The sequence below is a fragment of the Haloechinothrix alba genome (genome assembly GCF_900188115.1).
Lineage (GTDB): Bacteria > Actinomycetota > Actinomycetes > Mycobacteriales > Pseudonocardiaceae > Haloechinothrix > Haloechinothrix alba.
In genome coordinates this window covers 68,571-94,766 of sequence record NZ_FZNW01000002.1, presented here as the reverse complement: position 1 = coordinate 94,766, position 26,196 = coordinate 68,571, and the positions used below count along the sequence as shown (strand labels likewise).

Here is a 26,196-nt window from a genome sequence, read left to right as displayed (position 1 = left end):
CGGGCCGCGTGTGTCTACCCGGTGCCGTTGTGCTGCGCGGCCTGCTCACCTCGCCGGATCTCGGGCACGGCGTTGGGGCTGGCCGCCGTCTCGGTCAGCGGTGTCACGGCGGAACGGAAGCGTTCCAGCGCGTCCAGCTCCTTGCGCCGCGCGGCTATGAAGCGTTGCAAGTGTGTACTTGACACGTTCAGCGCGTCCACGGCGCCCGCGGCCGTGCGGTGCGCGGTCGCCGCTTGCGCGCGGATGTGCTCGACGTCCTCGGCCAGCGCGCGATCGTTGCCCGCGAACAGCGCGGCCGAGGCCAGGATCGCGAAGCCGGTCGGCCCGCACAGGAACACCCTGCGATCGAGCAACCACCGCAGCAGCTCCTCGTCGGTGTCGAGGGCCGCGACAACGGCTGCGTCGGAGGGAACGAACATGATGACCCCGTAGATCGCGTCCGCCCAGCGCTCGTAGCCCTTACCGGAGAGCTCCGCGGCCCGTGACCGCAGGTTGCGGGCATGTACCCGCAGTGCGTCGGCGCGTTCCGCGGCGTCGTCGGTCTCCATGGCCTCCGCCCAGCAGGCCATGCTCGCCTTCGCGTCGACGGGGACACTGCGGCCGCCACCCACGTACAGTACGAGATCCGGCTTGGCGGCGCCGCCGCCTGCGACGTCGGTCTGCAGGCTGAAGTGCAGGCCCTCACGCAGCCCGAGCGCGCGTGCGGTCTGTGCCAGGACCTGCTCACCGAGCTCGCCCCGACCGGACACCGAGGCGAAGGCCACCTGGTACCGGCGCAACGCGTCGTGCTGCTCGTCGAGCCGGGCCCGTTCGGTGGCCAGGTCGGCGACCGCTTGGTCTACCCGCCGCATGCTGTCGTTGTAGAGCCGCCAGAGCACGGCGACGGCGGCGGCCAGCAGCAACGCGACCACCACGGCGGCGGTGGTGATCACCGTGGATGTCACGGGTCCTCCTTTGTCAGCACGGATGCCTCGGGTGGCGGTGGCGCATCGGGCGCGGGCTCACCCCGCGGGCATGCCACCGATGATCACGTTCCAGCCTCGCAGGGACCACCGACAGTGTCCGGGCGCTCCCCGTTCGCGACCGGCCCGGTAGTCGCGCACGGCCCACCACGCGGCAGCCGCACGGCAGCCGCACGGCAGCCACACGGGGCCGTCGCGGTGGTGCCTTCGAACGGCCCGGCCGTGGGGACTCCGGCGGGTTGCCGGCGAGACCGCGCGTGCCGGGTTCGGCGCTGTCGGTACCGGGACATACCTTGGGGACATGCGCCTGCTGCACACTTCGGACTGGCATGTGGGTCGTACGTTCCACGGCGTGGACCTGCTGGCCGACCAGGAACGGGTGCTGGACCACATCGCCGAGATCGTCGTGGCCGACGGTGTGGATGCCGTGCTCGTCTCGGGCGACGTCTACGACAGGGCCGTCCCGTCCGCGGAGAGCGTCCGGGTCGCCTCGCGCGCCCTGCAGCGCATCAGCGATGCGGGTGCGCAGCTGGTACTGACCTCGGGTAACCACGACTCGGCTGCCCGGTTGGGGGCGTTCGGCGCGTTCGCCGCCGCGGGCGGGCTGCACCTGCGTACCGGCATCGGGCAGCTCGCCGACCCGGTCGAGCTGCACGACGAGCACGGCCCTGTCGCCGTGTACGGCATCCCGTACCTCGAGCCGGAACCGGTGCGGCACGCGTGGGGGATCGACGGAAGGGGACATGCCGCGGTGCTCGACGAGGCGTTGCGCCGCATCAGGGCCGATCTCGCCGGGCGCGAGGCGGCGCGTTCGGTGGTGCTCGCGCACGCGTTCGTCACGGGGGCCGAGGCCTCCGGCTCGGAACGCACCATCGAGGTCGGCGGTGTCGAGCAGGTTCCTGCCACGGTGTTCGACGGTGTCGACTACGTCGCGCTCGGGCACCTGCACGGCCCGCAGCGGGTGACCGGCACCGTGCGGTACTCGGGCAGCCCGCTCGCGTACTCGTTCGCGGAACGCACCGACCGCAAGTCGGTGTGGCTGGTCGACCTCGACGAGACGGGACTCGCGGAGGTCACCCGGCGCGAGCTCCCGGTGCCGCGCGCGCTGGCCACGGTCACCGGCAGCCTGGACGAGCTGCTGACCGCGGAGGACTACGCCGGGCTGGCGGAGTGCTACCTGTCCGCGACGCTCACCGACCCCGTGCGCCCCGTCGACGCGATGCGCAGGCTGCGTGAGCGGTTCCCGCACGCCGTGCATCTCGAGTGGCAGCCCGAGGGTGGCGACACGCAGGCCACGCTGCGGTACGCGCAGGTGGTGCGCGGTCGCAGCGACCGGGAGATCGCCGGGCACTTCGTGCGCGACTGCCGGGGAGCCGAACCGACAGGGTCGGAGGCCGACCTGCTGACCGAGGCACTCGCCTGGGCCGGTCGGGCCGACAGGGCGGGCAGCGGGGGTGATGCCGGATGAAACTGCATCGCCTGGACGTGACCGGGTTCGGGCCCTACCCCGACCACCAGACGGTCGACATGGATGCGCTGGGCAGCGACGGGTTGTTCCTGCTGCACGGCGATACGGGCGCAGGCAAGACCACCGTGCTCGACGCCGTGGCGTTCGCGCTGTTCGGGACCGTTCCCGGTGCACGGGGGGAGACCAAGCGGTTGCGCAGTGACCTGGCAGGCGCCGACACCCCGACCGAGGTCGGCCTCGAGCTGACGGTGCAGGGGTGCCGGTTCCGTGTGGTGCGCAACCCCGAGTACGAGCGCCCGAAGAAGCGCGGAAGTGGCACGACGACGCAGCAGGCCAAGGCATCCCTGACGTGGATCGCGGGCACGCCGAGCGGGTACGCGAACGAGCCGGTCACGCGGGTCGACGAGGTGTCGCGCACCGTGCAGCGACTGCTCGGGATGAGCGCAGAGCAGTTCTTCCAGGTGGTACTCCTGCCGCAGGGCGAGTTCGCGCGGTTCCTGCGCGCGGAGACCAGCGAGCGCGAGCAGCTGCTCGAGCAACTGTTCGCGACGCGGCGGTTCGCAGACGTGGAACGGTGGTTCCGCGAGCGTCGCGGTGAGCGGGGCAAGGAGCTGGAGGCGCTGCGGGCCCGCGCGCGCGAGTGGGCGGCCCGGGCCGCGCAGGTGGCGGACGTCGAGCAGCCGGAGGCGCCCACGGCCGAGTGGGTGCGCGGGCTCGAGCGGCAGGCGCGGGCCGAGCACGAGCAGGCGAGCGCGGCGGAAGCCGACGCCCGCCGGGCCCGGCAGGATGCCGAGTCCGTGCTCGCCGACCGCACGGCGCGCGCGGATCGGGTGCGGCGGGTCGCGGCGGCGCACCGGAAGCTGGCCGAGCTGGCCGGGCAGGCCGACGAGATCGACAACGCACGGCACCGGCTGGCGCGCGCCCGCCGCGCCGCGACGGTGCTGGAGGCGCAGCAGCTCGCCGACCGGGTCGCGACGGAGCTGGACAAGGCCGATCGGGTCGAACAGCAGCGGGTGAGCGAGCTGCTGGAGTGGGGGGAGCAGTCCTCGGACGGGTCGCCTGCCGAGCTGCGCGCTCGCGCGGGCCGCTTCCGGGAGGAGGCGGGCGCGCTGTCCGGCGCGATCGAGGAAGCCGAGCAGCAGCGCGTCGACGAGGCGCGGCTGGCAGAGACGGTCACGGCCGTCGAACAGGCCACGGCGCGCGCCACGAGCCTTGCCGAGTCGCTGCGCCAGGCGGTCGACGAGCACCAGCGCGCGCGGGAACGCGTGCTCGACCTGCGCGAGCGGCGCCTGGCCGGGATGGCAGGCGAACTGGCCTCCGCGCTCGATGCCGGAGCACCCTGCCCGGTCTGTGGCTCGACCGAGCACCCCTGGCCTGCCTCGCCCGACGCGGGCGCGGTCGCCGAGGAGGACGAGCGCGCTGCCGAACGTGCCGAGCAGGAAGCCCAGCGGGAGCGGGACCGCCTGGAAGCCGAGAAGGCCGAGGCCGACCGCGGCGCGACCCGTGCCGAGGCGGACCGCGCCGCGCTGGCGGGCACGGTGTCCGAACGCGCCGAACGGCTCGCCGCCGCGCGCGGTGAGTACCCGGACGTGCAACGGCGCCGCGCCCACCTGCTGTCGGTGGCGGCCGCGCTGGAGGCGCTGGCGGAGTCCCGTGCGGACGTCATCTCGTGCCGGCGCAGGCTGGCCGAGCAGCGCGAGGTCGTCTCGGCCGCCGTGTCCGACGCCGAGTTCGGGTCACTCGACGAGGCGCTGGCCGCGGGGCTCGGGCAGCGGGACGCCGACGCGCTCGAGGAGTGGGTCACGCAGTCCGATGTGGCCGCATCGGCGGCTCGGGAGGTCCTGGCCGACCCCGAGCTCGTCGACGTCGCCGCCGACGAGGAGGTCGATCTCGCCGGCGCCGAGCAGGCGCTCACACGGGCGCGGGAGGAGGCGGAGGCGGCGCTGGTGCGGGTGCGTGCCTGCGCGAGCAAGCGGGACGATCTCGCCACCATCGCCGAGTCGCTGACCGCGCGGCTGGCCGAGCTGGAGCCTGCGGAGGCGGCCTACGCCGAGCTGGACGCGCTGACCGACGTCGTCAACGGCCGGGGCCAGAACGCCCGGAGGATGTCGCTGCGCTCGTACGTGCTCGCGGCACGGCTGGAGGAAGTCGCCGTCGCGGGCACACGCCGTCTGCGCATGATGAGCCAGGGGCGTTACTCGTTCGTGCACTCCGACGCCGCGGGCGCGCGGGGCACCCGCGGTGGTCTCGGCCTGGACGTGCTCGACGACTACTCCGGGGCCGTGCGCCCGGCCAAGACGCTGTCCGGGGGCGAGTCCTTCCTGGCCTCGCTCGCGCTGGCGCTGGGGCTCGCCGACGTGGTGGCCACCGAGACCGGCGGGACCCTGCTGGACACGCTGTTCATCGACGAGGGGTTCGGCACGCTCGACTCCGAGACCCTCGACGTGGTGATGGGTACGCTCGACGAGCTCCGCGCCGGCGGGCGCGTCGTCGGTGTGGTCTCGCACGTCGAGGAGCTGCGCCAGCGCATCCCGGCGCGCCTGCGGGTCGGCAAGTCGCGGTCCGGGTCAACCATGCGGCTGGAGGGCGTGTGAGGTCGCCGCGTTACGCCGCTCGTGTTCGAGCAGCCACCGCTTGACGTCGACACCCCACCGGAACCCGCCGAGCGACCCTCCGGTGCGCAGTACCCGGTGACACGGTACGAACAGTGCCGCCGCGTTGCGGGCGCAGGCCATGGCGGCCGCGCGCACCGCGGGGCGCCGACCAGCGCGGGTGGCGAGCTCGCTGTAGGAGACGGGGTGCCCTGCGGGAACGTCCCGCAGGGTGGCCCATGCCTGCTGGAGGAACTCCCCGGATCGCTGCCGCACCACGATCTCGTCGATCGCGTCGAGCTCGCCCGCATGGTACGCGCGCACGGCCCTGGTCACCGGACCCAGATCGTGGCGGGCACGGAGCTCACCCGGCAGCAGGGAGCCCGAGATCCGGGTGGTGAGGTCGTCGGGCTCCGAGGTCCAGCCGGAGGCGAGGACCGCGCCGTCGGAGGCGACGATCGCGGTGAACGGTCCTGCGGGGGTGCCGGTGGTGGCCCAGAATGCGATTGTCATGGCGGTCGTCCTATCCGGAGTCGGGGTGAGCGGCGGTTGACGATGTGCGGGGCAGGCCCGTTGCCGTGCGGGGGGGGGGGTGAGCGCGGCGCGCCACAGGTGCATACCCGCGTAGGAGCGCCACGGTCGCCAGCGGTGCGCGCGGGCGCTGAGCCCGGCAGGGTCCTCGGGAAGGTCCAGGCGGGCGGCGCCGGTGCGCAGGGCGCGGTCGGTAACGGGAAGGATGTCGGGCGTGCCGAGCGCGCGGAGCAGGACGTAGTCGGCGGTCCACGTGCCGATCCCCGGCAGCGCGGTGAGCTCGCGATGCACCGTCTGCGGATCGCTGCCGATGTGCACCTCGAGCGCTCCCGATGCGAGGTGCTCGGCGACGGTGGCCAGCGCGGCGATGCGCCGCGTGGGGCCGCGCAGCGCCGTGGCCGCGTGCTCGGCGACGGCCTGCATGGTGGGGAACAGTGTGTCCGGTTCCGCCGCCGTGCCACCCTCCGCGGGCCGGTCGTCGAGTGGCGTGCCGAGGGTGCGCGCCAGCCGTCCGGCGAGCGAGCGTGCCGAGGCCACCGACACCTGCTGGCCCAGAACCGCCCGCACGACGAGCTCGTGCGGGTCGACGGTTCCCGGTACGCGGATTCCCGGTGTCGCGGCAACCCGGGGTGTCAGCGCGCTGTCGGCGGCCAGTGCGGAGTCCACCGCGACAGGGTCGGCGTCGAGGTCGAACAACCGCCGCACGCGCGCGACCGCGCTGCCGAGGTCACGAACATCGGTCAGGCGCAGGGTGCAGCGCACGTGCTCGGCTGCGGGTTCGGCGTGCACGATCGCCGGGCCGTGCGGCAGCCGCAGTGTGCGCGCGTAGCGAGCCTGCTCGTCCCCGGCCGCTGTGCGTACCGACTCGACGCCGGGGACGGCGCGTGCCGCCAGGTAGTCGAGCACCCCGCCCGCGTCGAAGGGGCGGCGGAACGGCAGCCGCACGGACACGCGCGTTCCCGGCGCGGAGTCTGCGGGTTCCGGTGCGCCACGGCCGCGCCGCGCCGGGCCGGAGGCCGCGTCGCGCAGCCGAGCGGGAGCGATCCCGAACACGGTACGGATGGTGTCGTTGAACTGCCGCACACTCGCGAAGCCTGCGGCGAACGCGACCTCGGTCAGCGGGAGCGGTGTGTGCTCGATGAGCAGGCGTGCGGCGTGCGCGCGATGGGCCCGGGCCAGCGCGATGGGGCCCGCGCCGAGCTCGGCCGTCAGCACGCGAGTGAGGTGGCGTGTGGAGTAACCCAGTGCGCGGGCCAGGCCGGTGACGCCCTCGCGGTCGATGACGCCGTCGCCGATCAGCCGCATCGCGCGACCCGCGAGGTCGGCGCGCAGGTTCCACTCCGGCGAGCCCGGCACGGCGTCGGGAAGGCACCGCCTGCAGGCACGGAACCCCGCGGCCTGGGCTGCGGCCGATGTGGGGTAGAAGGAAACGTTGCCCTGGCGCGGTGTCAGCGCGGGGCAGGACGGGCGGCAGTAGATGCCCGTGGTGCGCACGGCGGTGATGAACTGCCCGTCGAACCGGACGTCCCTGGCCGCGACCGCGGCGTAGCACCGGTCGAAGTCCCGCCACAGCTGTCCTGGCGGGGTGTGCTCCGCGGCATCGGTGGTCACGGCCCGGGTCGCTGTCATGCCGTCGATCCTGCCATCACGAGCCGCGCGGCACCGGCGGGAATCGGACATCACGATGGGCGGGCCGGAGCTGGGCCACCCCGGCCCCCTGTGGCTGGGTGCACGGGACGTCGGGGCGGCTGCGTGGCGACCCGTACACTGGGCTCTCGTGAGTTTGACCCTCGGTATCGTTGGCCTGCCCAACGTCGGAAAGTCCACCCTGTTCAACGCGCTGACCCGCAACGAGGCCGTCGCGGCGAACTACCCGTTCGCGACGATCGAGCCCAACGTCGGCGTGGTGCCCCTGCCGGACGCGCGGCTCGACAAGCTCGCCGAGATGTTCTCGTCGGCGCGCACCGTGCCCGCCACGGTGTCGTTCGTCGATATCGCGGGTCTGGTGAAGGGCGCTTCGGAGGGCGCGGGTCTCGGTAACCAGTTCCTCGCCAACATCCGCGAGGCCAACGCCATATGTCAGGTGATCCGGGTGTTCGACGATCCCGACGTGGTGCACGTGGACGGCAACGTCGACCCGGCGGGCGACATCGAGACGATCAACACCGAGCTGATCCTCGCCGACATGCAGACGCTGGACAAGGCGCTGCCGCGGATGGAGAAGGAAGCCAGGACCAAGAAGGAGAACCGTCCTGCGCTGGACAGCGCCAAGCAGGCACGGGAGATCCTCGACAGCGGGCGCACGCTGTTCGCCGCCCAGAACGAGATCGACCTCGACGCGGTGCGCGAGCTGTCCCTGCTGACCACGAAGCCCTTCCTGTACGTGTTCAACGCGGACGAGGGCGTGTTGCGTGACCAGGCCCGCCGCGAGGCGCTGACCAAGCTGGTGGCGCCGGCCGACGCGGTGTTCCTGGACGCCAAGGTGGAGGCGGAGCTGCTCGAGCTCGACGACGAGGAGTCGGTGCGCGAGCTGCTCGAGTCGGTCGGCCAGAGCGAGCCAGGCTTGTACTCGCTGGCGCGGGCGGGTTTTCACACGCTCGGCCTGCAGACGTACCTGACCGCGGGGCCGAAGGAGGCCAGGGCCTGGACCATCCGGCAGGGCGCGACGGCCCCGGAAGCGGCGGGGGCGATCCACAGCGACTTCCAGCGCGGCTTCATCAAGGCCGAGGTGATCTCGTACGAGGAGCTGATCGAGGCGGGTTCGCTCGCGGCAGCCCGGTCGGCGGGCAAGATGCGCATGGAGGGCAAGGACTACGTCATGCACGACGGCGACGTGGTCGAGTTCAGACACGGAGGAACGTCTGGCAGTGGGAAGAAATAGCCGGTCAGCAGATGCTCGACCGGGTCATCGCTCGTCGTCCTGAGTCGGCGGTGATCTGACGTGGCCGAACCGCAGCCCCCGTGGTCGTACGGGACTCTGAAGTCCGTCGCCGCCGTGCTGGCCGATACCGAGAACGGCCTGACAGGCAGGGAGATCGGCGACCTGCTCGTCCGGCTGAACATGAGCGATCCCTTGCCGGACGCGACGAAGCGCGACCGGCTCGCCGAGGCGTTCGTCGCCCGCCAGGACAGGGACCAGAGCTCGAACCGGATCATCACTTTCATCGTCGCCGCCATGGAGCCGGTCCGCTACCGGGACCGCCCCGAGCTCTTCACTCTGCGGCAGGATCGCCTCAACGAGCACCTGGCCTTCGTCGGACTCCGCGTCAACGACGCCGGCAAGGTCGCTCGTGGTGCCCGCGCGCAGACCTTGGACGAGGCAACTCGCATCGCGACGTCCATCCGCGACGAGCTGCAGCGCCGGAAGGCCCATCCCGAGGTGCTGCGGTACTGCTCGGTCGAGGTGCTGAAGAAGGCGCACTTCCATGCCTGCCTGGAGGCGACCAAGAGTATCTTCGACCGGCTGCGGATGACCACGGGCGCTCAGGGCGACGGCGCGGCTCTCGTCGACGCGGCGCTCGCCCTCGGCAAGACCGGCGTGCCAGCGCTCGCGATCAACTCACTGGGGACGCAGACCGAGTGCGACGAGCAGACGGGACTCGCAAACCTGATCAAGGGGCTCGGCGGCCTCTACCGCAACCCGACGGCGCACGACCCGCGGCTGAACCGGTCCGTGAGCGACGACGAGCTGCTCGAGGTGCTGACGATGGTCTCGATGGTCCATCGGAGGCTCGATGGGGCGCGCTCCGCCGACGGAGGCTCGCCGTGATCGAGGACGGGGACGACGACCACGAGGTCGACCCCGACGACGATGACGCCCCGCAGGCCGAAGGGCCGGAGCCCGACGAGTCGAGCGAGGACGAGGGCGTCGCCCGAGACGGCGGCTTCCGCATGCCGGCAGGGTTCGCCCAGTCACTGCTACCGAACTTGGATGACTTCTTGGCCAGCATCGTCGCGCCCCTGCAGGAGCGGATGCGGTCGTTGATGCCCGACTACAGTGCCCTTGCCCGCGAGGCCCTTGCGCCGATGAACGAGCGGCTCCAGGAGCAGATGGCTTCGATCGTCGCCAGCGTTCCGACATTTTCGGTGCCACCGCTCGACCTGCCCGCGCTGCAGGCTCCAGTTCTCAATCCTGCGACCCAGGAGATGTTCAAGAGGATCTCCGAGCAGCACGCGAGGACCGTGGAGGGCCTGCGGAAGTCCCTCGGGCCGCTCTTCGACCCGGAGGCGCTCCGCGGTCTCAACCGTGCCCTGCTGCCGCCCAACCTCAAGGAGCACGCGGACGAGATCAGGGCGAGCGACGTCCACGAGTTCGTCGAGCAGGAGGGCATCCCGCTTTACCTCGTGCCACGGGGGCGGACGGCGCTGCGGCTGCTGCGGGCGAAGGATCGCGCAGGACGGCGACGAGTGCTCGGCGACTGCTACGAGTCGCTCTTGGAGGACTGCGCCGCCGTGCTGGAACGGGCGGACCACGAGGCGATCAGCGATGAGCTGAGCTTCGCCCTCGACGGCCTCGGCGCGATGCGCGCCGGCCACGCTCGTTCGGCTCAGGCCATGTTCACCGTCACGTTGGACACGCTGATCTATCGCTTCTATCCCGATCGGAAGGCCCGCGGGGTCATCACGAATCGCAAGAGGGGCGCTGATGTTCCCGAGGCGATCGACGAGATGGGTGTCCGAGAAGCGTTCGTATGGCTGCCGATCTGGAACGCGCACGAGGAGTTCTGGAAGCACAAGGGCGACAAGGTGCCGCGCTACTACTCGCGCCACGCGAGCGTCCACGGCGTCTCCTCGCGCCAGTTCAGCAAGCGGAACTGCATCCAGGTGCTCATGCTCGTCACGAGCCTCATCGGCTACGCCGACCGGGTGGCCCGTGAATCCGGTTAGTGCTGCTGCGCGGGCCTGCGGCAGCGATGACGGCGCTGCTCAGTCCTCCCTGCCCTTGATGTAGCCGCGGTCCCTGAACTCCTGCGACGCCGCCGCCCAGTCCTCGGGGTGCGAGATCGGCAGGAGCCTGTGCTGCTGCTCGTGCGTGCTGTCGTAGGGCGTCGTGACCTCGAGCTTCATTCGGCTGTGGTCCTTGATCAGCAGCATCTCGACGACCTGCGCCGCGGTCTGCAGGTCGTCGGCGATCGTCTCCGCCGAGACGTCGGTGGGGGAGAGTACGGCCCCGCTCGAGGAGTCCAGGTCGACGTAGAAGCCGGCCTTCTTCTCCTCGTTTGCCTGCTTCCCAGCCGTCTCCGCGTCGCTCCGCTTCTTCGCGAAGAAGGCGTCCCAGCCCTCCTGCGACTCGTCCTCCGGGAGCTCGAAGGATTCGTAGTCGCCCCAGAACGACGCGAGCTCCTGACCGAAGACGAAGGCCTCCATGTACTTCACGGCGTGGCGGTGACCGTCCGACGTGAGCCGCGGGACATCTCGGGCCTCATCCGCGCCAGTGCTCCATGACTGCTCGAAGGTCTCGTAGATCCACAGCGCCTTGCCCAGCTCCTCCTGCGCGAGGACCGTGAGCGAGCGGGCGCGGCCGAACGATCCGCGCTCAAGCAGGGCATGGGCGTCGGCGATGAGCCCGGAGGCGTTGTCCATGAGCGCCTTCCAGAACGTTCGCGCTGTGTTCGGATGCATCTCCACAAGGCGATTCTCCCGCAGTGGAGTTCGAACCGTGACATAGCTAGATGGCGCAATCAGCGGGCTTCATGAGTTCCGGTTCAACCTTTGATCGAATGGCAATCTGACCTGCGAGAACACTTGCTTACGAACCGACTTGAAGGTCGCTCATGGTCCTCACGGCACGTCGTCGAGTTCCGCTTCAACGTGTAGGCGGTGATGACGAGACCCCGGTCGTCCTGGAGCGGTTCGTGTGTGCGGAGATCACCCCGAACCAGGATGTGCGGCTACGCTCGTAGCACCGGCGAGCGGAGGAGCCCGGCGCCGCGTCCCGTGGCCGCGGCGGTGTCAGTGCTGTGGTGTCAGTACCCGGCGAGCACCGCGTCGATGCGGTCCACGAGCGCGAGGTCGTTCTGCGTGACCCCGCCCTTCGAGTGGGTGCTCACCGAGAACCGGAGTGTGCGCCAGCGGATGTCGATGTCCGGGTGATGGTCGAGTTCCTCGGCGATGGCCGCGACCTGATCGACGACCTCGATCGCGCGCGGGAACGTGTCCAGCTTGACCGTCCTGACCAGCGCGGGGTCCTCGTGCGCCCACTCGGGCCGTGTCTGCAGTTCCGCGCTGATCTGCTCGTCCGTCAGTAGTTCCACCATGCCGTCCATGGTGCCAGCGAACCCCGGCCTTTCCCGCCACCCCGCGCCCGCATGTCCCCGGTGGTGTGCTGAATGACGCTTTCAGTCCACGAGAGGGAGTGAAAGCGTCATTCAACCACCCGTATGGACTGAAAGCGTCATTCAGCCACCCCTATGGACTGAAAGCGTCATTCAGCGTCGGGGTAGCGTCGTGCGGGTGACGGGCAGGGATGTGGTCGTGGGGGCGGCACTGGTGCGGGGCGCGCGCGTGCTCGCCGCGCGGCGCAGCCATCCCGCGAGCCTCGCGGGCTACTGGGAGCTGCCCGGCGGCCGGGTGGAGCCCGGTGAGTCCGATGGCGACGCGCTGCGCAGGGAGCTGCTCGAGGAGCTGGGTTGTGCCGTCCTCGTCGAGCATCGCATCGCGCAGGTCGAGCTCGCGCCGGGGAGGGTGCTGCGGGTCTACGCGGCGAGCCTGGCCGACCCGGCTGGCGAACCCTGCGCCGTCGAGCACGGCGAGATCCGGTGGGTGCCCGCGGAGGGACTGGGCGGGCTGGCCTGGCTGCCCGCCGACCGCGAGCTGTTGCCCGAGCTACGGCGGATGCTCACCCGCGCGGGTGCCGCGGGCGGGTAGCCGCACCGTACGGCGACCGGCTACGCGAATGAATGCGTCCTTAACAGGTGTCACAGCTCACACTGAGGACTACCCTGGGAACATGTATGTGGCTGTGAGTACCTACACCGCGCCGATCAACGAGATCGACTACGTGCTGCCCGAGCACGTCGAGTGGCTGGAGCGGCATTACGAGTCGGGTGACTTCCTCGTCTCCGGCAGGCGTGAACCGCGCGTCGGCGGCGTGATCATCGCTCGGCCCATGCTGCGCGGGAAGCTCGACGCGATCCTGGCCACCGACCCGTTCTCGTACCGTCACCTCGCCAGGTACGACGTCTACGAGTTCGCGGCGACCAGGACGGTCCCGGAGCTCAACTGGATCAACGAGGTGGTCGCCGCGCAGTGACCAGCCTGCGGCGGGGCCGCCCCGCCGCCGAGGTGTCGAGCACGTGCTCCGGTGGCGCCGGACCGTGTCCTGACGCGGTGTGTGCCTGTTCACAGCAAGGCCTCGGGTAATCTGGCCTTGACCACGTGCCGCTGCCGTGCTCCGGCCGATGGCACGGTGGTCCCTGCCCTTCTCGCGATCCCAGGAGCCCATGCGTGCCCGCAGTAAGCGACACCCTCAGCACGACGCGCACCGACCTGCGTAATGTCGCGCTCGTCGCGCACGTTGACCACGGCAAGACCACGCTCGTCGATGCGATGCTGCGGCAGTCCGGTGCCTTCGCCGAACATGGAGACCCGGTTGATCGCGTGATGGACTCGGGCGAGCTCGAGCGCGAGAAGGGCATCACCATTCTTGCCAAGAACACCGCGATCCGTCGCCACTGCGAGGACGGTCCGGTGACCATCAACGTCATCGACACCCCTGGCCACGCCGACTTCGGCGGTGAGGTCGAGCGGGGCCTGGCCATGGTGGACGGAGTGCTGCTGCTCGTCGACGCCAGCGAGGGCCCGCTCCCGCAGACCCGCTTCGTGCTGCGCAAGGCGCTCGAGGCGCGGCTGCCCGTCGTGCTTGTCGTGAACAAGGTGGACCGGCCGGACGCGCGGATCGCCGAGGTCGTCAACGACGCCTACGACCTGCTTCTCGAGCTGGCAGGCGAGATCGAGGGCATGGACGACGACGCGCTCGACGCGATCGTGAACATGCCGGTCATCTACACCTGCGCCAGGGACGGCATCGCCTCGCTGAACGCCCCCGCCGACGGCGACCGCCCGGACGGCGACAACCTGGACCCGCTGTTCGACATCCTGCTGAACCGGATCCCCGCCCCGCACGTCGAGCTCGACGCTCCGCTGCGCGCGATGGTCACCAACCTCGACGCCTCGCCGTTCGTGGGGCGAATCGCGCTGGCCAGGATCCACTCCGGCCGGTTGGCCAAGGGGCAGACGGTGGCGTGGATGCGCGCGGACGCTCCGGTCGAGCACGTCCGGATCACGGAGCTGTACCAGACCAAGGGCCTCGACCGCGCTCCGGCGAGCGAGGCTGCCGCCGGTGACCTCGTGGCGATCGCCGGTATCAGCGAGATCACCATCGGGGACACGCTCGCGGACAAGGACGACCCGGGTGCGCTGCCCCGCATCACCGTGGACGAGCCCGCGATCTCGATGACGCTCGGCGTGAACACGTCCCCACTGGCAGGCACGGGCGGTGGCGACAAGCTGACCGCGCGGCTGGTGAAGTCGCGCCTCGACCAGGAGCTGGTCGGCAACGTCAGCATGCGGGTGCTGCCGGGTGGCAGGCCGGACACCTGGGAGGTGCACGGTCGAGGCGAGCTGGCGCTCGCGGTGCTCGTGGAGCAGATGCGGCGCGAGGGATTCGAGCTCACCGTCGGCAAGCCGGATGTCGTCACGCGCACCATCGACGGGAAGCTGCACGAGCCGTTCGAGCGGCTGAGCCTGGATATCCCCGAGCCCTACATGGGGGCGGTCACTCAGCTGCTGGCCGCGCGGAAGGGCCGGATGGAGCACATGGAGGGGCACGGCTCGGACCGGATGGCGCTGGAGTACCTGGTGCCTGCTCGCGGCCTCATCGGCTTCCGGACCGACTTCCTCACCGAGACCCGCGGGGAGGGGATCGCCAACCACGTGTTCGAGGGGTACTTCCCGTGGGCAGGCGAGATCCGCAGCCGCAACAGCGGCTCGCTCGTCGCCGACCGCACCGGTGCGGTCACCACCTACGCGCTGACCCAGCTCGCCGACCGCGGGACGTTCTTCGTCGAGCCCGGCGCGCAGGTCTACGAGGGAATGGTGGTCGGAGAGAGCCCGCGCCCCGAGGACCTCGAGATCAATATCGCCAAGGAGAAGAAGCTCACCAACGTCCGCTCGTCGACAGCCGACGAGCTGGAGCGGCTGGCGCGTCCCCGCGTGCTGAGCCTGGAAGAGGCTCTGGAGTTCTGCGCCGCCGACGAATGTGTCGAGGTCGCGCCGAAGGCGATCCGCGTGCGCAAGGTGACCCTGGATACGCACCAGCGCGGCAAGGAGCGCACCCGCGCGCGCAGCCGCGACGCGGGCGCCTGACGGCGCCCCGGGTCGCCCGTCGCGGTCGGCCGCGTTCCCGCCCGCCCTTCGGGCGCGCCTGTGCTGTGACGCCCGAAAGGGTACGACACAGAGTAATGAAATCCGCTCGGCCAGATCCCCTCCGATAGTCGTGGACCGTTCGGCGTACCCCGGTAGGATGGTTCGTTTCTCCAGGTAGTCGCCAACTGGGTCGAACCGGTGAGCGGTTCGGGACTGAAGTCACCGATTGGTCACGATCTTCCGCGAACTCGTGACGCGGTGTGGCCCGCTTCCTAGTGTTCATCGGCGAGCTCGCCATACCAAGAAAGGTGTGGTGCGTCATAGGCTTCGGCCACACATGCCGTTGCGATGCGGGCCACACCGGCCCAGTGCTAGGAGGACACAGTCATAATGAGGAGATCACGATTCACCTCTGCGGTCGCGATGATCGCGGGGAGCGCGCTCGTGCTGAGCGCGTGTGCCGACAACGGTGATGATGCCGCCGGTGACGACGGCGGGGGCGGCGACACCATCACGTTGGCCTGGCCCCAGCCCTTCGACAGCTACAACAACACCACGGCCGGAGCGAACTCGTTCGCCAACGGTGTCGTGATGGAATGGGTGACCACCGGATTCTGGCACTTCGCGGGGGAGGACGGCCAGGTCACCCCGAACGAGGAGTTCGGCACCTACGAGCAGGTCTCCGACGACCCGCTGACGGTCGAGTACACGATCAACGAGGACGCCACCTGGTCGGACGGCGAGCCGATCGACTGTGACGACGCGCTGCTGTGGTGGGCCCAGCAAAGCGGTGAGTCGGACTACTCGGCGATCGGCACCGACGGGGTCGAGGACACCCAGGTGCCGGACTGCGAGGCGGGGGACAAGGAGTTCACGCTCGAGTACGAGCAGCCCTTCGCCGACTGGACCAGCAACGGGCCGAGCAACGGCAACGCTGCCATGATGCCCGCGCATGTCGTCGCCGAGCAGGGCGGTCTGTCCTCCGAGGAGTTCATCGAGGCCGTCAAGGCCGAGGACTGGGAGGCCCTCGAGGACACCGTCGACTTCTTCAACGAGGGCTGGCTCCTCGACGGCGCGCTGCCCGACGAGGAGCTGATCCCCTCATCCGGTCCGTACAAGCTGGACTCCTACCAGGAAGGTCAGCACGTCACGCTCACCTACAACGAGGAGTACTGGGGTGAGGCACCGGAGACCGAGACCATCGTGATCCGGGAGATCCCCGAGGAAGAGCAGGTCCAGGCCCTGGAGAACCAGGAAGTCGACATCATCAACCCGCAGCCGACGGTGGACATCGCCAACCAGATCGAGGCCGCGGAGGCCGCGGGTATCGAGTCGGCTGTCGAGAACCAGTACAGCTACGAGCACCTGGACTTCAACTTCAACGACGGGCCCTTCGCGGAGAGCCGCGAGCTGCGCGAGGCCTTCGCGCTGTGCGTGCCGCGGCAGACCATTGTGGAGAACCTGATCCAGCCGGTGATGCCGGAGGCCGAGACGAAGGACATCCGCAACATCGCGCCGTGGGACCCGGGCTTCGACGAGGCCATCGACCGTTCCTCCGAGTGGCTCGACGAGTACGGCGAGCAGGACCTCGAGCGGTCCCGGCAGATCCTCGAGGACGAGGACGCGGTCGGCACCGAGATCCGGCTGGAGACGCTGGACAACGAGCGCAGGAACAACGCGGGCACGCTGATCACCGAGGCCTGCGAGGAAGCGGGCTTCGAGGTGGAGTTCGACGCCAGTGCCGACTTCTTCGACACCAGCGGTGGTCTGTCGCAGGGCACCTTCGATGTCGCGATGTTCGCCTGGATCGGCTCCTCGGTGCTGTCCGGCTGGAACTCCACCTACCGGTCCCCGGAGGAGTGCTCCGCCGAGGGCAAGGGCAACAACATGGGGTGCTACTCCGACGAGGAGATGGACCAGATGCTCGATGACATCCTGCGGCAGAGCGACCAGGACGAGGCGCTGTCGATCGCGGCCGACATCGAGGAGAAGCTCTGGGCCGACCTGGCGACCATCCCGCTGTACCAGCACCCGAACATCGCTGCCTGGCAGCAGGACGTGCAGAACATCGTGATGAACCCGACGCAGACCGGTCTGGTGTGGAACATGCCGGAATGGAGCAGGGAGTGAGCTGACCCGGTGCGCCGTGCGGTGAGCTGACACCGGCTCACACGCGGCCCGCATCGGTATCGCACCGCGGCGGGGCCGGGAGTCCCCTTTCCCGGCCCCGCCGCGGTGTGGCCCCACCCTGATCGTTCCGCGTACCCAGGAGACTGCGCCATGCTCGCCTTCATCGCGCGGCGCCTGTTCGTCTCGGCCCTGGTCTTCCTCGCCGCCACCGCCGTGGTGTTCGTCATGGCGGCGAACGTCGGGGACCCCCTGGCCGAGGCCAGGCAGCTGCCGAGCGGTCAGGCCCAAGAGGCCGCGATCGCCGAGATCACCGAGCGGATGAACCTCGACGAACCCGTATTCGTCCGCTACTTCCGCTGGCTCGGTTCCGCGCTCACCGGCGATCTCGGTGTGAACGTGACCGGCCAGAGCGTCAATGCCATGCTGGAGAACGCCGTCGGCGCCACGCTGCAACTGGTTCTCGCCGCGACGGTGCTGTCCATCGTCGTCGGGATCACCATCGGGGTGATCTCCGCGCTGCGGCAGTACAGCGGCCTGGACCTGTCGGTGACCTTCGCCGCGTTCCTGTTCTACTCCCTGCCACTGTTCTGGGTGGCCACCCTGCTCAAGCAGTTCGTGGCCATCGACCTCAACAACTGGCTGGCCGACCCGAAGCTCGCCCTCTGGGTGATCGGGTTGATCGCGCTGTTCGTCGCGCTGTTCTGCGCCGCGCTGGTCGTCGGCGACCGCCGCAGCAGGGTGACCACCTTCGTGGTCGCGTTCGTGGCCATGTGCGCCCTGCTGTGGGCCCTGTCGGAGACCGGCTGGTTCGCTGATCCGGGGCTGGGCATATTCGTGATCTCCCTGACCGCCGTCGCGGGAGCGATCGGCTTCACCACGCTGTTCAGCGGGCTGGACTGGCACAGCCCGCCGATGCGTGCGGCGATGGCAGCCGCCATCGCCGGCATCGCCAGTGCGCTGCTGCTCGACCCGGTGCTGCGGGACCCGAACCTGGCCACGATCGCGCTGCTCGCCGTAATCACCGCAGGCGTGTGTTTCGCCATCGGGTGGCTGCTCGGTGGCGAGCTGTACCGGCGCTCGGCCGTCCAGTCCGCGGTGTTCACCGGCCTGTTCACCGGCGCGGTGATCTTCACCGACCGGCTGCTGCAGTCCTTCGCGAGCTACAGCGATATGAAGGGCGGCCGCCCGGTCTCCACGATCGGCTCGGGCACGCCCAACTTCCAGGGCACCTTCTGGCAGTCCGGTCTGGACTCCGTCGGGCACCTCGCCCTGCCCACGCTGGCGCTGATGCTGATCTCGCTGGCGACCTACACCCGCTACACCAGGGCGAGCATGCTGGAGGTGATGAACCAGGACTACGTGCGCACCGCGCGCGCGAAGGGCCTGCCCGAACGGGCGGTGGTCACACGGCACTCGCTGCGCAACGGCCTGATCCCCATCACGACGCTGACCGCCTACGACATCGGCACCGTCATGGGCGGGGCCGTGGTGACCGAGACCGTGTTCGGGTGGCGCGCCATGGGCAGGATGCTGCTCGACGGGATCAACCAGGGCGACCCCATGCCGATCATGGCGTTCTTCCTCGTCGCCGGGGGCGCGATCGTGGCGTTCAACATGCTCGCCGACATCGCCTACGGCTTCCTCGACCCGCGGATCCGGCTGTCCTGACAGGAGTAGGTGAATGATGCGCAGAACTAGGACGAAGCCGGCGCAAGCACCCAGCGGCACCGACGCGGTTCAGGGCATGGGGGTGCGGACGCGTACCCAGGGCCAGCTGGTGCTCCGGCGCTTCATCCGCCACAAGGGGGCTGTCGCGGGCATGATCGGTCTCGGGGCGATCGTGCTGCTTGCGGTGACCTCGATCGGTGCCGGACCGATCCCCGGCTGGTGGCCCAAGGACTTCTCCTCGACCGGAACGCTCGTCGACGGCGGCAAGCCGACACTGAGCCTGTTGCCCGGCTTCCTGGGTGGTTCCGGCCTGCAGATCGGCGAGCATCCCTTCGGGCAGGACAACGTCGGCAGGGACTACTTCGCGCTGACCATGCGGGGGACCCAGGTGTCGCTGGTGATCGCGTTCATCGTCGGTATCGTTGCCACCTTCGTCGGGACGCTCGTCGGCGCGGTCGCCGGGTACTTCCGGGGCAAGTCCGAGGCCGCGCTGATGCGGCTGACCGACCTGGTCATCACCATCCCCACCCTGCTGTTCGCGGGCATGGTGGCCGTGATGGCAGGGGACAGGGGCATCGTCGTGCTCGGGCTCGTGCTGGGGCTGGTGACCTGGACACCGACGGCGCGGCTGATCCGCGGCGAGGTGCTGTCCATCCGGGAGAAGGAGTTCGTCATCGCGGCCAGGTCGTTCGGTACGTCCGCGCGACGGATCATCGTCAAGCACATCCTGCCGAACACGGTCGGCATCATCATCGTCTCGGTGACGCTGGCCATCGCGAGTGCGATCATCCTCGAGTCGGCGCTGTCCTTCCTGGGGCTGGGGGTGCAACCCCCGGACACCTCGCTCGGCAGGATCATCAGCGACTACCAGAACGCGCTGACCGTGCGGCCGTGGTTGTTCTACTGGCCGGGACTTTTCATCATCGGCATCGTGCTGTCCGTGAACTTCATCGGTGACGGATTGCGCGACGCCTTCGACCCACGACAGAACCGGGTGCGTGACTGATGTCGACGAATCTGGAGCCCGCCAACGGCTCGCGGGTACACGCGGGAAAGACCCTCGCGGACTCGCTGCCCCCGTCCGACGAGGAGATCCTGCGGGTGGAGGACCTGACCGTGGAGTTCCCCACCGACGACGGCATGGTGCATGCCGTGCGCGGCGTGGACTACTCCGTGCGGGAGCGCGAGGTGCTGGGCATCGTGGGGGAGTCCGGCTCGGGCAAGTCGGTCTCCTCGATGGCGATCATGGGGTTGCTGCCCGGCAACGCGCGCGTACGCGGCAGCATCCGGTACCGCGGCAAGGACCTGCTGCGGATGCGGGAGAAGGAGCACCGTTCGCTGCGCGGCGAGAAGATCGCTATGATCTTCCAGGACCCGATGACCTCGCTGAACCCGGTGCAGACCATCGGTGACCAGCTGGCCGAGGCTGTGCTGTCGCATCACCTGGTCTCGCGCAAGCAGGCGCTGACGCGCGCGAAGGAGATGCTCGACCTGGTCGGGATCCCGCGACCGGAGGCCCGGCTGAAGAGCTACCCGCACGAGTTCTCCGGCGGGATGCGGCAGCGCGTGATGATCGCGATGGCGATCATCAACGATCCCGACCTCATCATCGCGGACGAACCGACAACGGCGCTGGACGTCACGGTGCAGGCGCAGATCCTGGAGAAGCTGCTCGAGGTCAAGGACGAGGTCAACGCGGCGATCCTGATGATCACCCACGACCTGGGTGTGATCGCGGGTATGGCCCATCGAGTCCTGGTGATGTACGCGGGCAGGCCGGTGGAGATCGGCAACGTGGACGTGGTGTTCAACCAGCCGCGCATGCCCTACATGGCCGGGTTGCTCGGCTCGCTTCCACACCTCGACGCGACCGAGCACGAGCGGTTGCGCCCCATCGTCGGTACCCCGCCGTCGCTGATCAACGTGCCGCCGGGGTGCCCGTTCTCCCCGCGTTGCCCGCTCGCGGACGACAGCGCGTGCGTGACCACCGAACCGGAGCTGGCGCCTACCGACGCCGACGAGCACTATGCCGCGTGCCACCACTGGTCCCGGCTGGCTCAGGTCGACGATCCGACGGCGTACTTCCGGGCCGAGAGCGAGAGGTCGCGATGAGCGTGATGGCAGACAGCGCGCAGCAAGCGGTATCCGGCGGGCAGGGCGAGCCCCTGCTCGAGGTGAACGACCTCGTGGTCAACTTCCCCGTGCGGGGTGGCGGGCTGCTACGCAGGAAGATCGGCGATGTGCAGGCCGTCAGCGGGGTGTCGTTCCACGTCAGCGAGAGCGAGACGCTCGGCATCGTCGGCGAGTCCGGTTGCGGCAAGTCCACGACCGGGCGGTCGTTGCTGCAGCTGAACAGGCCGAGCTCCGGGTCGGTGCGGTTCGGGGGCCGCGAGCTGATCGGCCTGAGCTTCCGGGAGCTGCAGCCGATCCGGCGTGACATGCAGATCGTGTTCCAGGACCCGTTCGCGTCGCTGAACCCGAGGATGCCGGTGAGCGACATCGTCGCCGAGCCGTTGAAGGTACACGGGACCTGGCGGGACGGCGGTGCGGAGCGTGTCGCCGAGCTGCTGGAGCTGGTGGGCCTCAGCCCGGAGCACGGCAACCGGTACCCGCACGAGTTCTCCGGGGGGCAGCGCCAGCGCATCGGTATCGCGCGCTCGCTGGCGCTGCAGCCGAAGCTGCTCGTGCTCGACGAGCCGGTGTCCGCGCTGGACGTGTCGGTGCAGGCCGGGGTGGTCAACCTCCTGGAGGACCTGCAGGACGAGTTCGGGCTGGCGTACCTGTTCATCGCGCACGACCTGTCCGTGGTGCGGCACATCTCCGACCGGATAGCGGTGATGTACCTCGGCAAGATCGTGGAGACGGGCACGCGCGAGGAGATCTACCAGGAACCGGCGCACCCGTACACGCGTGCGCTGCTGTCGGCGGCTCCGGAGGCGGACCCGGGCAGCGAGCGCGAGCGGGAACGCATCATCCTCAGCGGGGACGTGCCGAACCCGATCGACCCGCCGAGCGGTTGCCGGTTCCGGACGCGTTGCTGGAAGGCGGCCGAGATCTGCGCCACCGAGGAACCCGCCCTCGTCGACCGAGGAGGCGGGCACCCCGTCGCCTGCCACTTCCCCGAACGCTGAATGACGCTTTCAGTCCATTTTGGTGGTTGAATGACGCGTTCCGTCCACGAGAAGGACGGAACGCGTCATTCAACCCACGGGGTGGTGCGTCACGTCAGGGCGTGGGCGCGCGGCCGCCGCAGCGTACGCGGCGCGGAGCTCACGGGCGACCGCCTCGGGTTCGTCGCGGACGCGTGCCGGCAAGGACTGCAGCAGCACGACCCCGTGTGTCGCGTAGCGCGTGTTGCGCGCCATCGTGGCCGCGTAGCCGTCCGGGTCGCTGTGGTACTGGCGCGAGTCGATCTCCCAGGCCAGTGCGACGTCGTCGAACCACGCGTCCGGGGTGGCGATGTACTCGCCGTCCGGGCCGACCAGCCTGCCGTTCCAGGCCGGGACAGGCAGCTGCGACCGCTGCCATACGCCGTACGCGTCGATCTCGGCGACCGAGTGGGCTCCTTCGGAGATCTCCGCCAGTGCCTTGCGCGGGATCGCCGAGCCGCGTTGGCTGCCGCGTGCCAGTTCGGCCCTGAGCTTGTCGGGCGTGGTGAAGCGTCGCTGAACCGCCTCGGCCAGCAGCGCGCGGCACGGTGCGAGGGTCGTTATGCGCCGGCAGGCGTCGAGTACGGCGCGGGTGGTCGGTGCCAGCGGGGTGCCGCCCCGCACGACAGCGGGTGGCATGCGGGTCGTGCGCTCGACGACGGCGAACCCGTTGCTGTGCACCTTCCGGTCCGCCGGTACGAGCAGGTGCACTACGCCGTCGGTGCCGGTCCCGCCCGTCCCGTCGGTCTCGCCGGTCTTGCGCAGCCCGTGCTGCCTGCACGCCTCGAGGCCGGTGGCGACCGCGTCGGGCCCTGCGTACAGCAGGGCCGCCGAGACCTGCTGCTCGCGGGTCGGTGGGCCGTTGTGCAGGCACACGACACCGGGTAGGAGCCTGCGCCACGGTCCGTCCAGCCCGCACCTGCGGTAGGCGGTGTTCGCCGGTACGCCTAGCTCGGCCAGCCGGAGAACACGGATCACGCCGTTGGTGCTGTGCGACAGCAAGGTCTGGGTCTGGTCACGCCGCTGTGCTCGGGTCACGGTACGAGGATGTGGCCACGGCGAGCCGGCTCCCAGACCCTCATCGCTACGGTGTGCACAACTCCGTCCCTGTGGACGAGATGCTGAATGACGCTTTCAGTCCTTCTCGTGGACTGAAAGCGTCATTCAGCGTGCCACGGCAACGGTGTGGTCGGGGCAGCGATTAGGGTGGCAGCGTGGAGACCAGGTTATTGCTCGTTCACGCGCATCCGGACGACGAGACCCTCACCACCGGCGGGACCATCGCCCGGTACGCCGCCGAAGGCGCGGACGTCACGCTCGTGACCTGCACGCTCGGCGAGGAGGGGGAGATCATCCCTGCCGAGCTCGCCGAGCTGGGCTCACACGCCGGGGACCAGCTCGGTGGCTACCGCGCGGGCGAGCTGCGCGCCGCCTGCCGGGAACTGGGCGTGACCAGGCAGTTCTATCTCGGCGGTATCGGGCGCTGGCGCGACTCGGGCATGGCGGGCGCCGGCTCGCGGCATCACCCGCGGGCGTTCGCCACGGGCGCGTTCGACGAGCAGGTCGCCCAGCTGCGCGCCATCCTGCACGAGGTGCGGCCGCAGGTGGTGGTCAGCTACGACGCCAACGGCGGGTACGGCCATCCCGATCACATCCGGGCACACGAGGTCACACATGCGGCGGCCGAGGCTTCCGGAGCGGTGCAGCGGGTGTTCCACACGGTGGCACCTCAGACCCCAGTGCGGCGCGGAGTGCAGGCGTTGCGGGAGTTGCCCGGCGTGCCGTTCACCGTTCCCGAGCCCGCTGAGCTGCCCGTCGTCGCCGACGAGCGTGCCCACGCGGCGATCGATGTCGCCGGGCAGCTCGACGCCAGGCTCGCGGCGCTGGACGCGCACCGTACCCAGGTGAGCGTGTGGCGGGACGGGAGCGGCAGGCCGGAAGGGGCGTGCTGCGCGCTGTCCAACGGGATCGCGCTACCGAACCTGCACACCGAGTACTTCGAGCTCGCCTACGGTGGTACCGGTCCGGTGGCCACAGACCTGTTCGGTGGTCTCCGATGAGGGGCGAGGCCGTCATCGAGCGGGTGGTACTCGGCGTCCTCGTGCTCGACGCCGCGCTGCTGGCCGTGCTCGAGCTGTTCTTCCTGCCGTTGCGGCTGGACGGTCGCCTGCTGCCCGCGTTCGGGGACGTGCCGTTCCCGCTCGTCGTGGTGCTGGCCGTGGTGACGACCCCGCTGCTGGTGCAGCACGCGGGGCAGTGCGCGCGGCGGCTGGGGCGCACGCCGTGGTCTGCTGGGCTTCCACTGCTGGCCTGGTCGTGCACGCTGCTGGTGCTCGCGGTCGCGGGCCCCGGAGGTGACCAGGTGTTCGTCGCCGACTGGCGCACCATCGTGCTCCTCGCGGGCGGCGGTTTGACCGGTGCGTACTCCTTCGGCCGCGCGATGGCCGTGACGGCGCGGGCCACGGTTCCTGCGGCGGCAGGCGCGATGACCTCGACGTCGGTGCTGGGGAAGTGACCGTGGGAGGCATCTCGGATCGGCAGCTCGTCGCTGTGCTGCGGCCGTTCGTACGCGCGACCGGGCCCGTGCTGGACGTGCTGCGCGAGTCCGACCCGCTCGGTCTGCGCGCGCGTGCCGCGGAGGCCGCCGCGCGCGGTGCGGAGCCGGAGGACCTCGCCCACCTGCGGCCCACCGTGCGCAGGAGGCTGCTCAACGGTCTTGCGTCACTGCGGGTGCCGGGCACGCCTGCCTGGGAGCGGATGACCCCCGCACAGCGGGAGCGGTGGTGGGTGGGCCGCGTCGGCAGGTTCACGGCGTTGCTGACGGCGATACCCGGGCTGGGTGGCGCGCTGGCGCAACGCTTCCCCGTGCAGAGCGCCATCGGCGCCGCGTCCCAGGGTGTGCTGCTGTGCGCCATCGCGGGCGAGTACGGCATGACCAGACACGCCGACCGTGTCCGGCTGCTGGCGTGGGTCCTATTCGGCAGGACCATCGGGCACGACCTCGCGTCCGGTACCCACCCGGCGCACGACCAGGCCGGCGAGGACGCCAACACGGCCGACCTCACCGAGGAGCTGCGCGGTGTGCAGCGTGACCGCGGCCGGGTCACGCTCAAGGCGGTCGCGGTGACGCTCTGGCGGCTGGGTCGATCCCTGCAGGCCTTCGGTGACGAGCTGGACAACCGGCCGCGCGGCCGGTTCTGGCACCGGATGCTCGGCATGATCCCGGTACTCGGCGCGTTCGCGGGTTATCTCGGTGAGCGCTCCGCGCTCAAGCGGGCGGTCAAGCTGGCTCGCCGGTACCGGCAGCAGCAGGCGGGTAGCGGCCACGACCCGAGTGGCTCGCCCTAGGAGCGCCAGAACATGAACGCCGAGTACCCGGCTCCTGCCATCTCGACATCCCCGCCGAGCAGGCCGTACACGGTGGTGGACAGCGTCCAGAACGCCTCCCCTGCGTACGGGAACCCGATGATCACGGCGAACAGCGCGAGCGGGGCCCAGGGGCGCGCCTTCATGCCGAGCTCCCGTGCGCGCGGGGACAGGTAGGGCTCGAGCGCGCCGTACCCGTCCAGACCCGGAACCGGCAAGATGTTCAGCACGAACGCGAGCACCTGCACCATCGCCAGGTAGGACAGGCCGATCAGTAGACCGGCAGGCAGGGGAACGGCCGCGACCAGCGTGATCAGCACGATGCCGATGGCCAGGTTGGACAGCGGACCTGCCAGGGACACCGCCGAGGCGACCCCGCGGGTGCGGAGGGCGCCACGGTTGATCCACACCGCCCCTCCCGGCAGGGGGATGCCGCCGATGGCCAGCAGGAGCAGCGGGATCACCATCGAGAACACCGGGTCGGTGTAGTGGCGGATGTCCAGGGTGAGGTAGCCCTTCGCGGCCACCGCGCGGTCGCCGCCCCGGTAGGCCACGACGGCGTGGCCGAACTCGTGCAGGGTCAGCGACACCGCCCAGCCACCCAGTATGAGCAGTATGACACCGATGGTGCCGAGGACGCTGCGCGAGCCGAAGTCGATGGCCGTGCGCTCACCGAGCTGGTGGGTGTCGAACGGGGCGTCCACGGCCAGCAGGACCGCTCCGGCAAGGGTGGCGGCGAGCAGGCCGAGGAACACGGGGCTGGGGCGGATGGCGGATCGGTGCACGGGCCAAGTCTCTCTGGGAGGCTGCCGGTGCCGACGACCACCCCGCGGATCGTGGCGCCGTGTGCTCGGTATGAACTGCGTGTCGGGTTCGCGTCGGCGTGTCGGCTTGCGCTTGCGTCACACTTTCATCCCCCAAACCAGGGATCCGGCTTGACCGAATAGCATCACAGGGGTGTAATC

General features: G+C 70.1%; 22 protein-coding genes and 1 pseudogene. 16 read left to right on the top strand and 7 right to left on the bottom strand.

The genetic code is table 11. The annotated features are described in order from the left end of the window. Positions 1–14: 14 nt before the first annotated feature. The gene (locus CHB84_RS01970) at positions 15–944 is read right to left on the bottom strand and encodes a DNA recombination protein RmuC (RefSeq protein ID WP_089299730.1); all 930 of its coding nucleotides are present in this window, start codon (positions 942–944) and stop codon (positions 15–17) included. A gap of 319 nt (positions 945–1,263) precedes the next feature. Here CHB84_RS01970 and CHB84_RS01965 point away from each other — a divergent pair, with 319 nt between their 5' ends. Together CHB84_RS01965 and CHB84_RS01960 are read left to right on the top strand one after the other, a co-directional pair. Further along, complete coding sequence (locus CHB84_RS01965; RefSeq protein ID WP_089299729.1) at positions 1,264–2,430, top strand: exonuclease SbcCD subunit D; 1,167 nt, start codon at positions 1,264–1,266, stop codon at positions 2,428–2,430. Further along, the gene (locus CHB84_RS01960; protein WP_089299728.1) at positions 2,427–5,024 is read left to right on the top strand and encodes an AAA family ATPase; all 2,598 of its coding nucleotides are present in this window, start codon (positions 2,427–2,429) and stop codon (positions 5,022–5,024) included. Before CHB84_RS01965 ends, CHB84_RS01960 begins: the two co-directional genes overlap by 4 nt. Here CHB84_RS01960 and CHB84_RS22675 read toward each other — a convergent pair. After that, positions 4,998–5,534, bottom strand: coding sequence for a methylated-DNA--[protein]-cysteine S-methyltransferase (locus CHB84_RS22675; protein ID WP_176439753.1), 537 nt, complete (start codon positions 5,532–5,534; stop codon positions 4,998–5,000). The two genes, CHB84_RS01960 and CHB84_RS22675, sit on opposite strands and share 27 nt — an antisense overlap. 84 nt (positions 5,535–5,618) lie before the next feature. Next, a pseudogene (locus CHB84_RS01955) lies at positions 5,619–7,181 on the bottom strand (DNA-3-methyladenine glycosylase 2 family protein); the annotation flags it as partial. Between the two features lie 148 nt (positions 7,182–7,329). Here CHB84_RS01955 and ychF point away from each other — a divergent pair. The 3 genes from ychF to CHB84_RS01940 are packed head-to-tail and all read left to right on the top strand — an operon-like array spanning position 7,330 to position 10,439. Further along, the gene (gene ychF / locus CHB84_RS01950; RefSeq protein ID WP_089299870.1) at positions 7,330–8,433 is read left to right on the top strand and encodes a redox-regulated ATPase YchF; all 1,104 of its coding nucleotides are present in this window, start codon (positions 7,330–7,332) and stop codon (positions 8,431–8,433) included. Between the two features lie 60 nt (positions 8,434–8,493). After that, positions 8,494–9,321, top strand: coding sequence for a TIGR02391 family protein (locus CHB84_RS01945; RefSeq protein ID WP_089299727.1), 828 nt, complete (start codon positions 8,494–8,496; stop codon positions 9,319–9,321). Beyond that, positions 9,318–10,439, top strand: a complete 1,122-nt coding sequence (locus CHB84_RS01940; RefSeq protein WP_217898441.1) for a hypothetical protein — start codon at positions 9,318–9,320, stop codon at positions 10,437–10,439. Before CHB84_RS01945 ends, CHB84_RS01940 begins: the two co-directional genes overlap by 4 nt. 39 nt (positions 10,440–10,478) lie before the next feature. Here CHB84_RS01940 and CHB84_RS01935 read toward each other — a convergent pair whose 3' ends face one another. Together CHB84_RS01935 and CHB84_RS01930 are read right to left on the bottom strand one after the other, a co-directional pair. Then, the gene (locus CHB84_RS01935; RefSeq protein ID WP_089299868.1) at positions 10,479–11,174 is read right to left on the bottom strand and encodes an AbiV family abortive infection protein; all 696 of its coding nucleotides are present in this window, start codon (positions 11,172–11,174) and stop codon (positions 10,479–10,481) included. A 344-nt stretch (positions 11,175–11,518) separates the two neighbouring features. Further along, the gene (locus CHB84_RS01930) at positions 11,519–11,809 is read right to left on the bottom strand and encodes a 4a-hydroxytetrahydrobiopterin dehydratase (RefSeq protein ID WP_089299867.1); all 291 of its coding nucleotides are present in this window, start codon (positions 11,807–11,809) and stop codon (positions 11,519–11,521) included. 196 nt (positions 11,810–12,005) lie between these two features. On the opposite strand from CHB84_RS01930, the gene CHB84_RS01925 reads away from it, so the two are divergent. The 8 genes from CHB84_RS01925 (at position 12,006) to CHB84_RS01890 (ending at position 21,847) form a co-directional block, all read left to right on the top strand. Then, positions 12,006–12,419, top strand: a complete 414-nt coding sequence (locus tag CHB84_RS01925) for a (deoxy)nucleoside triphosphate pyrophosphohydrolase (protein WP_245818498.1) — start codon at positions 12,006–12,008, stop codon at positions 12,417–12,419. An 82-nt stretch (positions 12,420–12,501) separates the two neighbouring features. Beyond that, positions 12,502–12,804 carry a YciI family protein gene (locus tag CHB84_RS01920; protein ID WP_089299726.1) on the top strand — a complete coding sequence of 101 codons (303 nt, stop codon included), beginning with the start codon at positions 12,502–12,504 and terminating at the stop codon, positions 12,802–12,804. Between the two features lie 194 nt (positions 12,805–12,998). Further along, a complete protein-coding gene (gene typA / locus CHB84_RS01915) occupies positions 12,999–14,918 on the top strand; it encodes a translational GTPase TypA (protein ID WP_089299725.1) in 1,920 nt (639 codons plus the stop codon). A gap of 390 nt (positions 14,919–15,308) precedes the next feature. After that, a complete protein-coding gene (locus CHB84_RS01910) occupies positions 15,309–17,048 on the top strand; it encodes an ABC transporter family substrate-binding protein (RefSeq protein WP_089299724.1) in 1,740 nt (579 codons plus the stop codon). Positions 17,049–17,198: 150 nt separating this feature from the next. Beyond that, the gene (locus CHB84_RS23380; RefSeq protein WP_089299723.1) at positions 17,199–18,716 is read left to right on the top strand and encodes an ABC transporter permease; all 1,518 of its coding nucleotides are present in this window, start codon (positions 17,199–17,201) and stop codon (positions 18,714–18,716) included. 13 nt (positions 18,717–18,729) lie between these two features. Continuing rightward, positions 18,730–19,722, top strand: coding sequence for an ABC transporter permease (locus CHB84_RS01900; RefSeq protein WP_089299722.1), 993 nt, complete (start codon positions 18,730–18,732; stop codon positions 19,720–19,722). Beyond that, positions 19,722–20,828: an ABC transporter ATP-binding protein gene (locus CHB84_RS01895; RefSeq protein ID WP_089299721.1), complete on the top strand. Its 1,107-nt coding sequence runs from the start codon at positions 19,722–19,724 to the stop codon at positions 20,826–20,828. Before CHB84_RS01900 ends, CHB84_RS01895 begins: the two co-directional genes overlap by 1 nt. Then, on the top strand, positions 20,825–21,847 hold the full coding sequence (locus tag CHB84_RS01890; protein ID WP_089299720.1) for an ABC transporter ATP-binding protein: 1,023 nt from the start codon (positions 20,825–20,827) through the stop codon (positions 21,845–21,847). Before CHB84_RS01895 ends, CHB84_RS01890 begins: the two co-directional genes overlap by 4 nt. A gap of 69 nt (positions 21,848–21,916) precedes the next feature. Here the strand turns inward: CHB84_RS01890 and CHB84_RS01885 are convergent, their stop codons facing one another. Beyond that, positions 21,917–22,903: a hypothetical protein gene (locus CHB84_RS01885; protein WP_141134547.1), complete on the bottom strand. Its 987-nt coding sequence runs from the start codon at positions 22,901–22,903 to the stop codon at positions 21,917–21,919. Positions 22,904–23,079: 176 nt separating this feature from the next. On the opposite strand from CHB84_RS01885, the gene mshB reads away from it, so the two are divergent. The 3 genes from mshB to CHB84_RS01870 are packed head-to-tail and all read left to right on the top strand — an operon-like array spanning position 23,080 to position 25,213. Beyond that, positions 23,080–23,925 carry an N-acetyl-1-D-myo-inositol-2-amino-2-deoxy-alpha-D-glucopyranoside deacetylase gene (gene mshB / locus CHB84_RS01880; RefSeq protein WP_089299719.1) on the top strand — a complete coding sequence of 282 codons (846 nt, stop codon included), beginning with the start codon at positions 23,080–23,082 and terminating at the stop codon, positions 23,923–23,925. Next, positions 23,922–24,380 carry a hypothetical protein gene (locus tag CHB84_RS01875; RefSeq protein WP_089299718.1) on the top strand — a complete coding sequence of 153 codons (459 nt, stop codon included), beginning with the start codon at positions 23,922–23,924 and terminating at the stop codon, positions 24,378–24,380. Before mshB ends, CHB84_RS01875 begins: the two co-directional genes overlap by 4 nt. Positions 24,381–24,382: 2 nt before the next feature. Continuing rightward, positions 24,383–25,213, top strand: a complete 831-nt coding sequence (locus CHB84_RS01870; RefSeq protein ID WP_089299717.1) for a hypothetical protein — start codon at positions 24,383–24,385, stop codon at positions 25,211–25,213. Here the strand turns inward: CHB84_RS01870 and CHB84_RS01865 are convergent. Beyond that, entirely contained in the window at positions 25,210–26,016 is an 807-nt protein-coding gene (locus CHB84_RS01865) for a site-2 protease family protein (protein WP_089299716.1), read from the bottom strand. The two genes, CHB84_RS01870 and CHB84_RS01865, sit on opposite strands and share 4 nt — an antisense overlap. Positions 26,017–26,196 lie beyond the last annotated feature (180 nt).

Excerpts from the sequence above, each read along its gene's own strand:
- CHB84_RS01895 (WP_089299721.1), top strand. The coding sequence starts at position 19,722 with ATGTCGACGAATCTGGAGCCCGCCAACGGCTCGCGGGTACACGCGGGA.
- CHB84_RS01920 (WP_089299726.1), top strand. The coding sequence starts at position 12,502 with ATGTATGTGGCTGTGAGTACCTACACCGCGCCGATCAACGAGATCGAC.
- CHB84_RS01890 (WP_089299720.1), top strand. The coding sequence starts at position 20,825 with ATGAGCGTGATGGCAGACAGCGCGCAGCAAGCGGTATCCGGCGGGCAG.
- CHB84_RS23380 (WP_089299723.1), top strand. The coding sequence starts at position 17,199 with ATGCTCGCCTTCATCGCGCGGCGCCTGTTCGTCTCGGCCCTGGTCTTC.
- CHB84_RS01910 (WP_089299724.1), top strand. The coding sequence starts at position 15,309 with ATGAGGAGATCACGATTCACCTCTGCGGTCGCGATGATCGCGGGGAGC.
- CHB84_RS01930 (WP_089299867.1), bottom strand. The coding sequence starts at position 11,809 with ATGGTGGAACTACTGACGGACGAGCAGATCAGCGCGGAACTGCAGACA.
- CHB84_RS01965 (WP_089299729.1), top strand. The coding sequence starts at position 1,264 with ATGCGCCTGCTGCACACTTCGGACTGGCATGTGGGTCGTACGTTCCAC.
- CHB84_RS22675 (WP_176439753.1), bottom strand. The coding sequence starts at position 5,534 with ATGACAATCGCATTCTGGGCCACCACCGGCACCCCCGCAGGACCGTTC.
- CHB84_RS01935 (WP_089299868.1), bottom strand. The coding sequence starts at position 11,174 with ATGCATCCGAACACAGCGCGAACGTTCTGGAAGGCGCTCATGGACAAC.
- CHB84_RS01960 (WP_089299728.1), top strand. The coding sequence starts at position 2,427 with ATGAAACTGCATCGCCTGGACGTGACCGGGTTCGGGCCCTACCCCGAC.
- CHB84_RS01900 (WP_089299722.1), top strand. The coding sequence starts at position 18,730 with ATGATGCGCAGAACTAGGACGAAGCCGGCGCAAGCACCCAGCGGCACC.
- CHB84_RS01875 (WP_089299718.1), top strand. The coding sequence starts at position 23,922 with ATGAGGGGCGAGGCCGTCATCGAGCGGGTGGTACTCGGCGTCCTCGTG.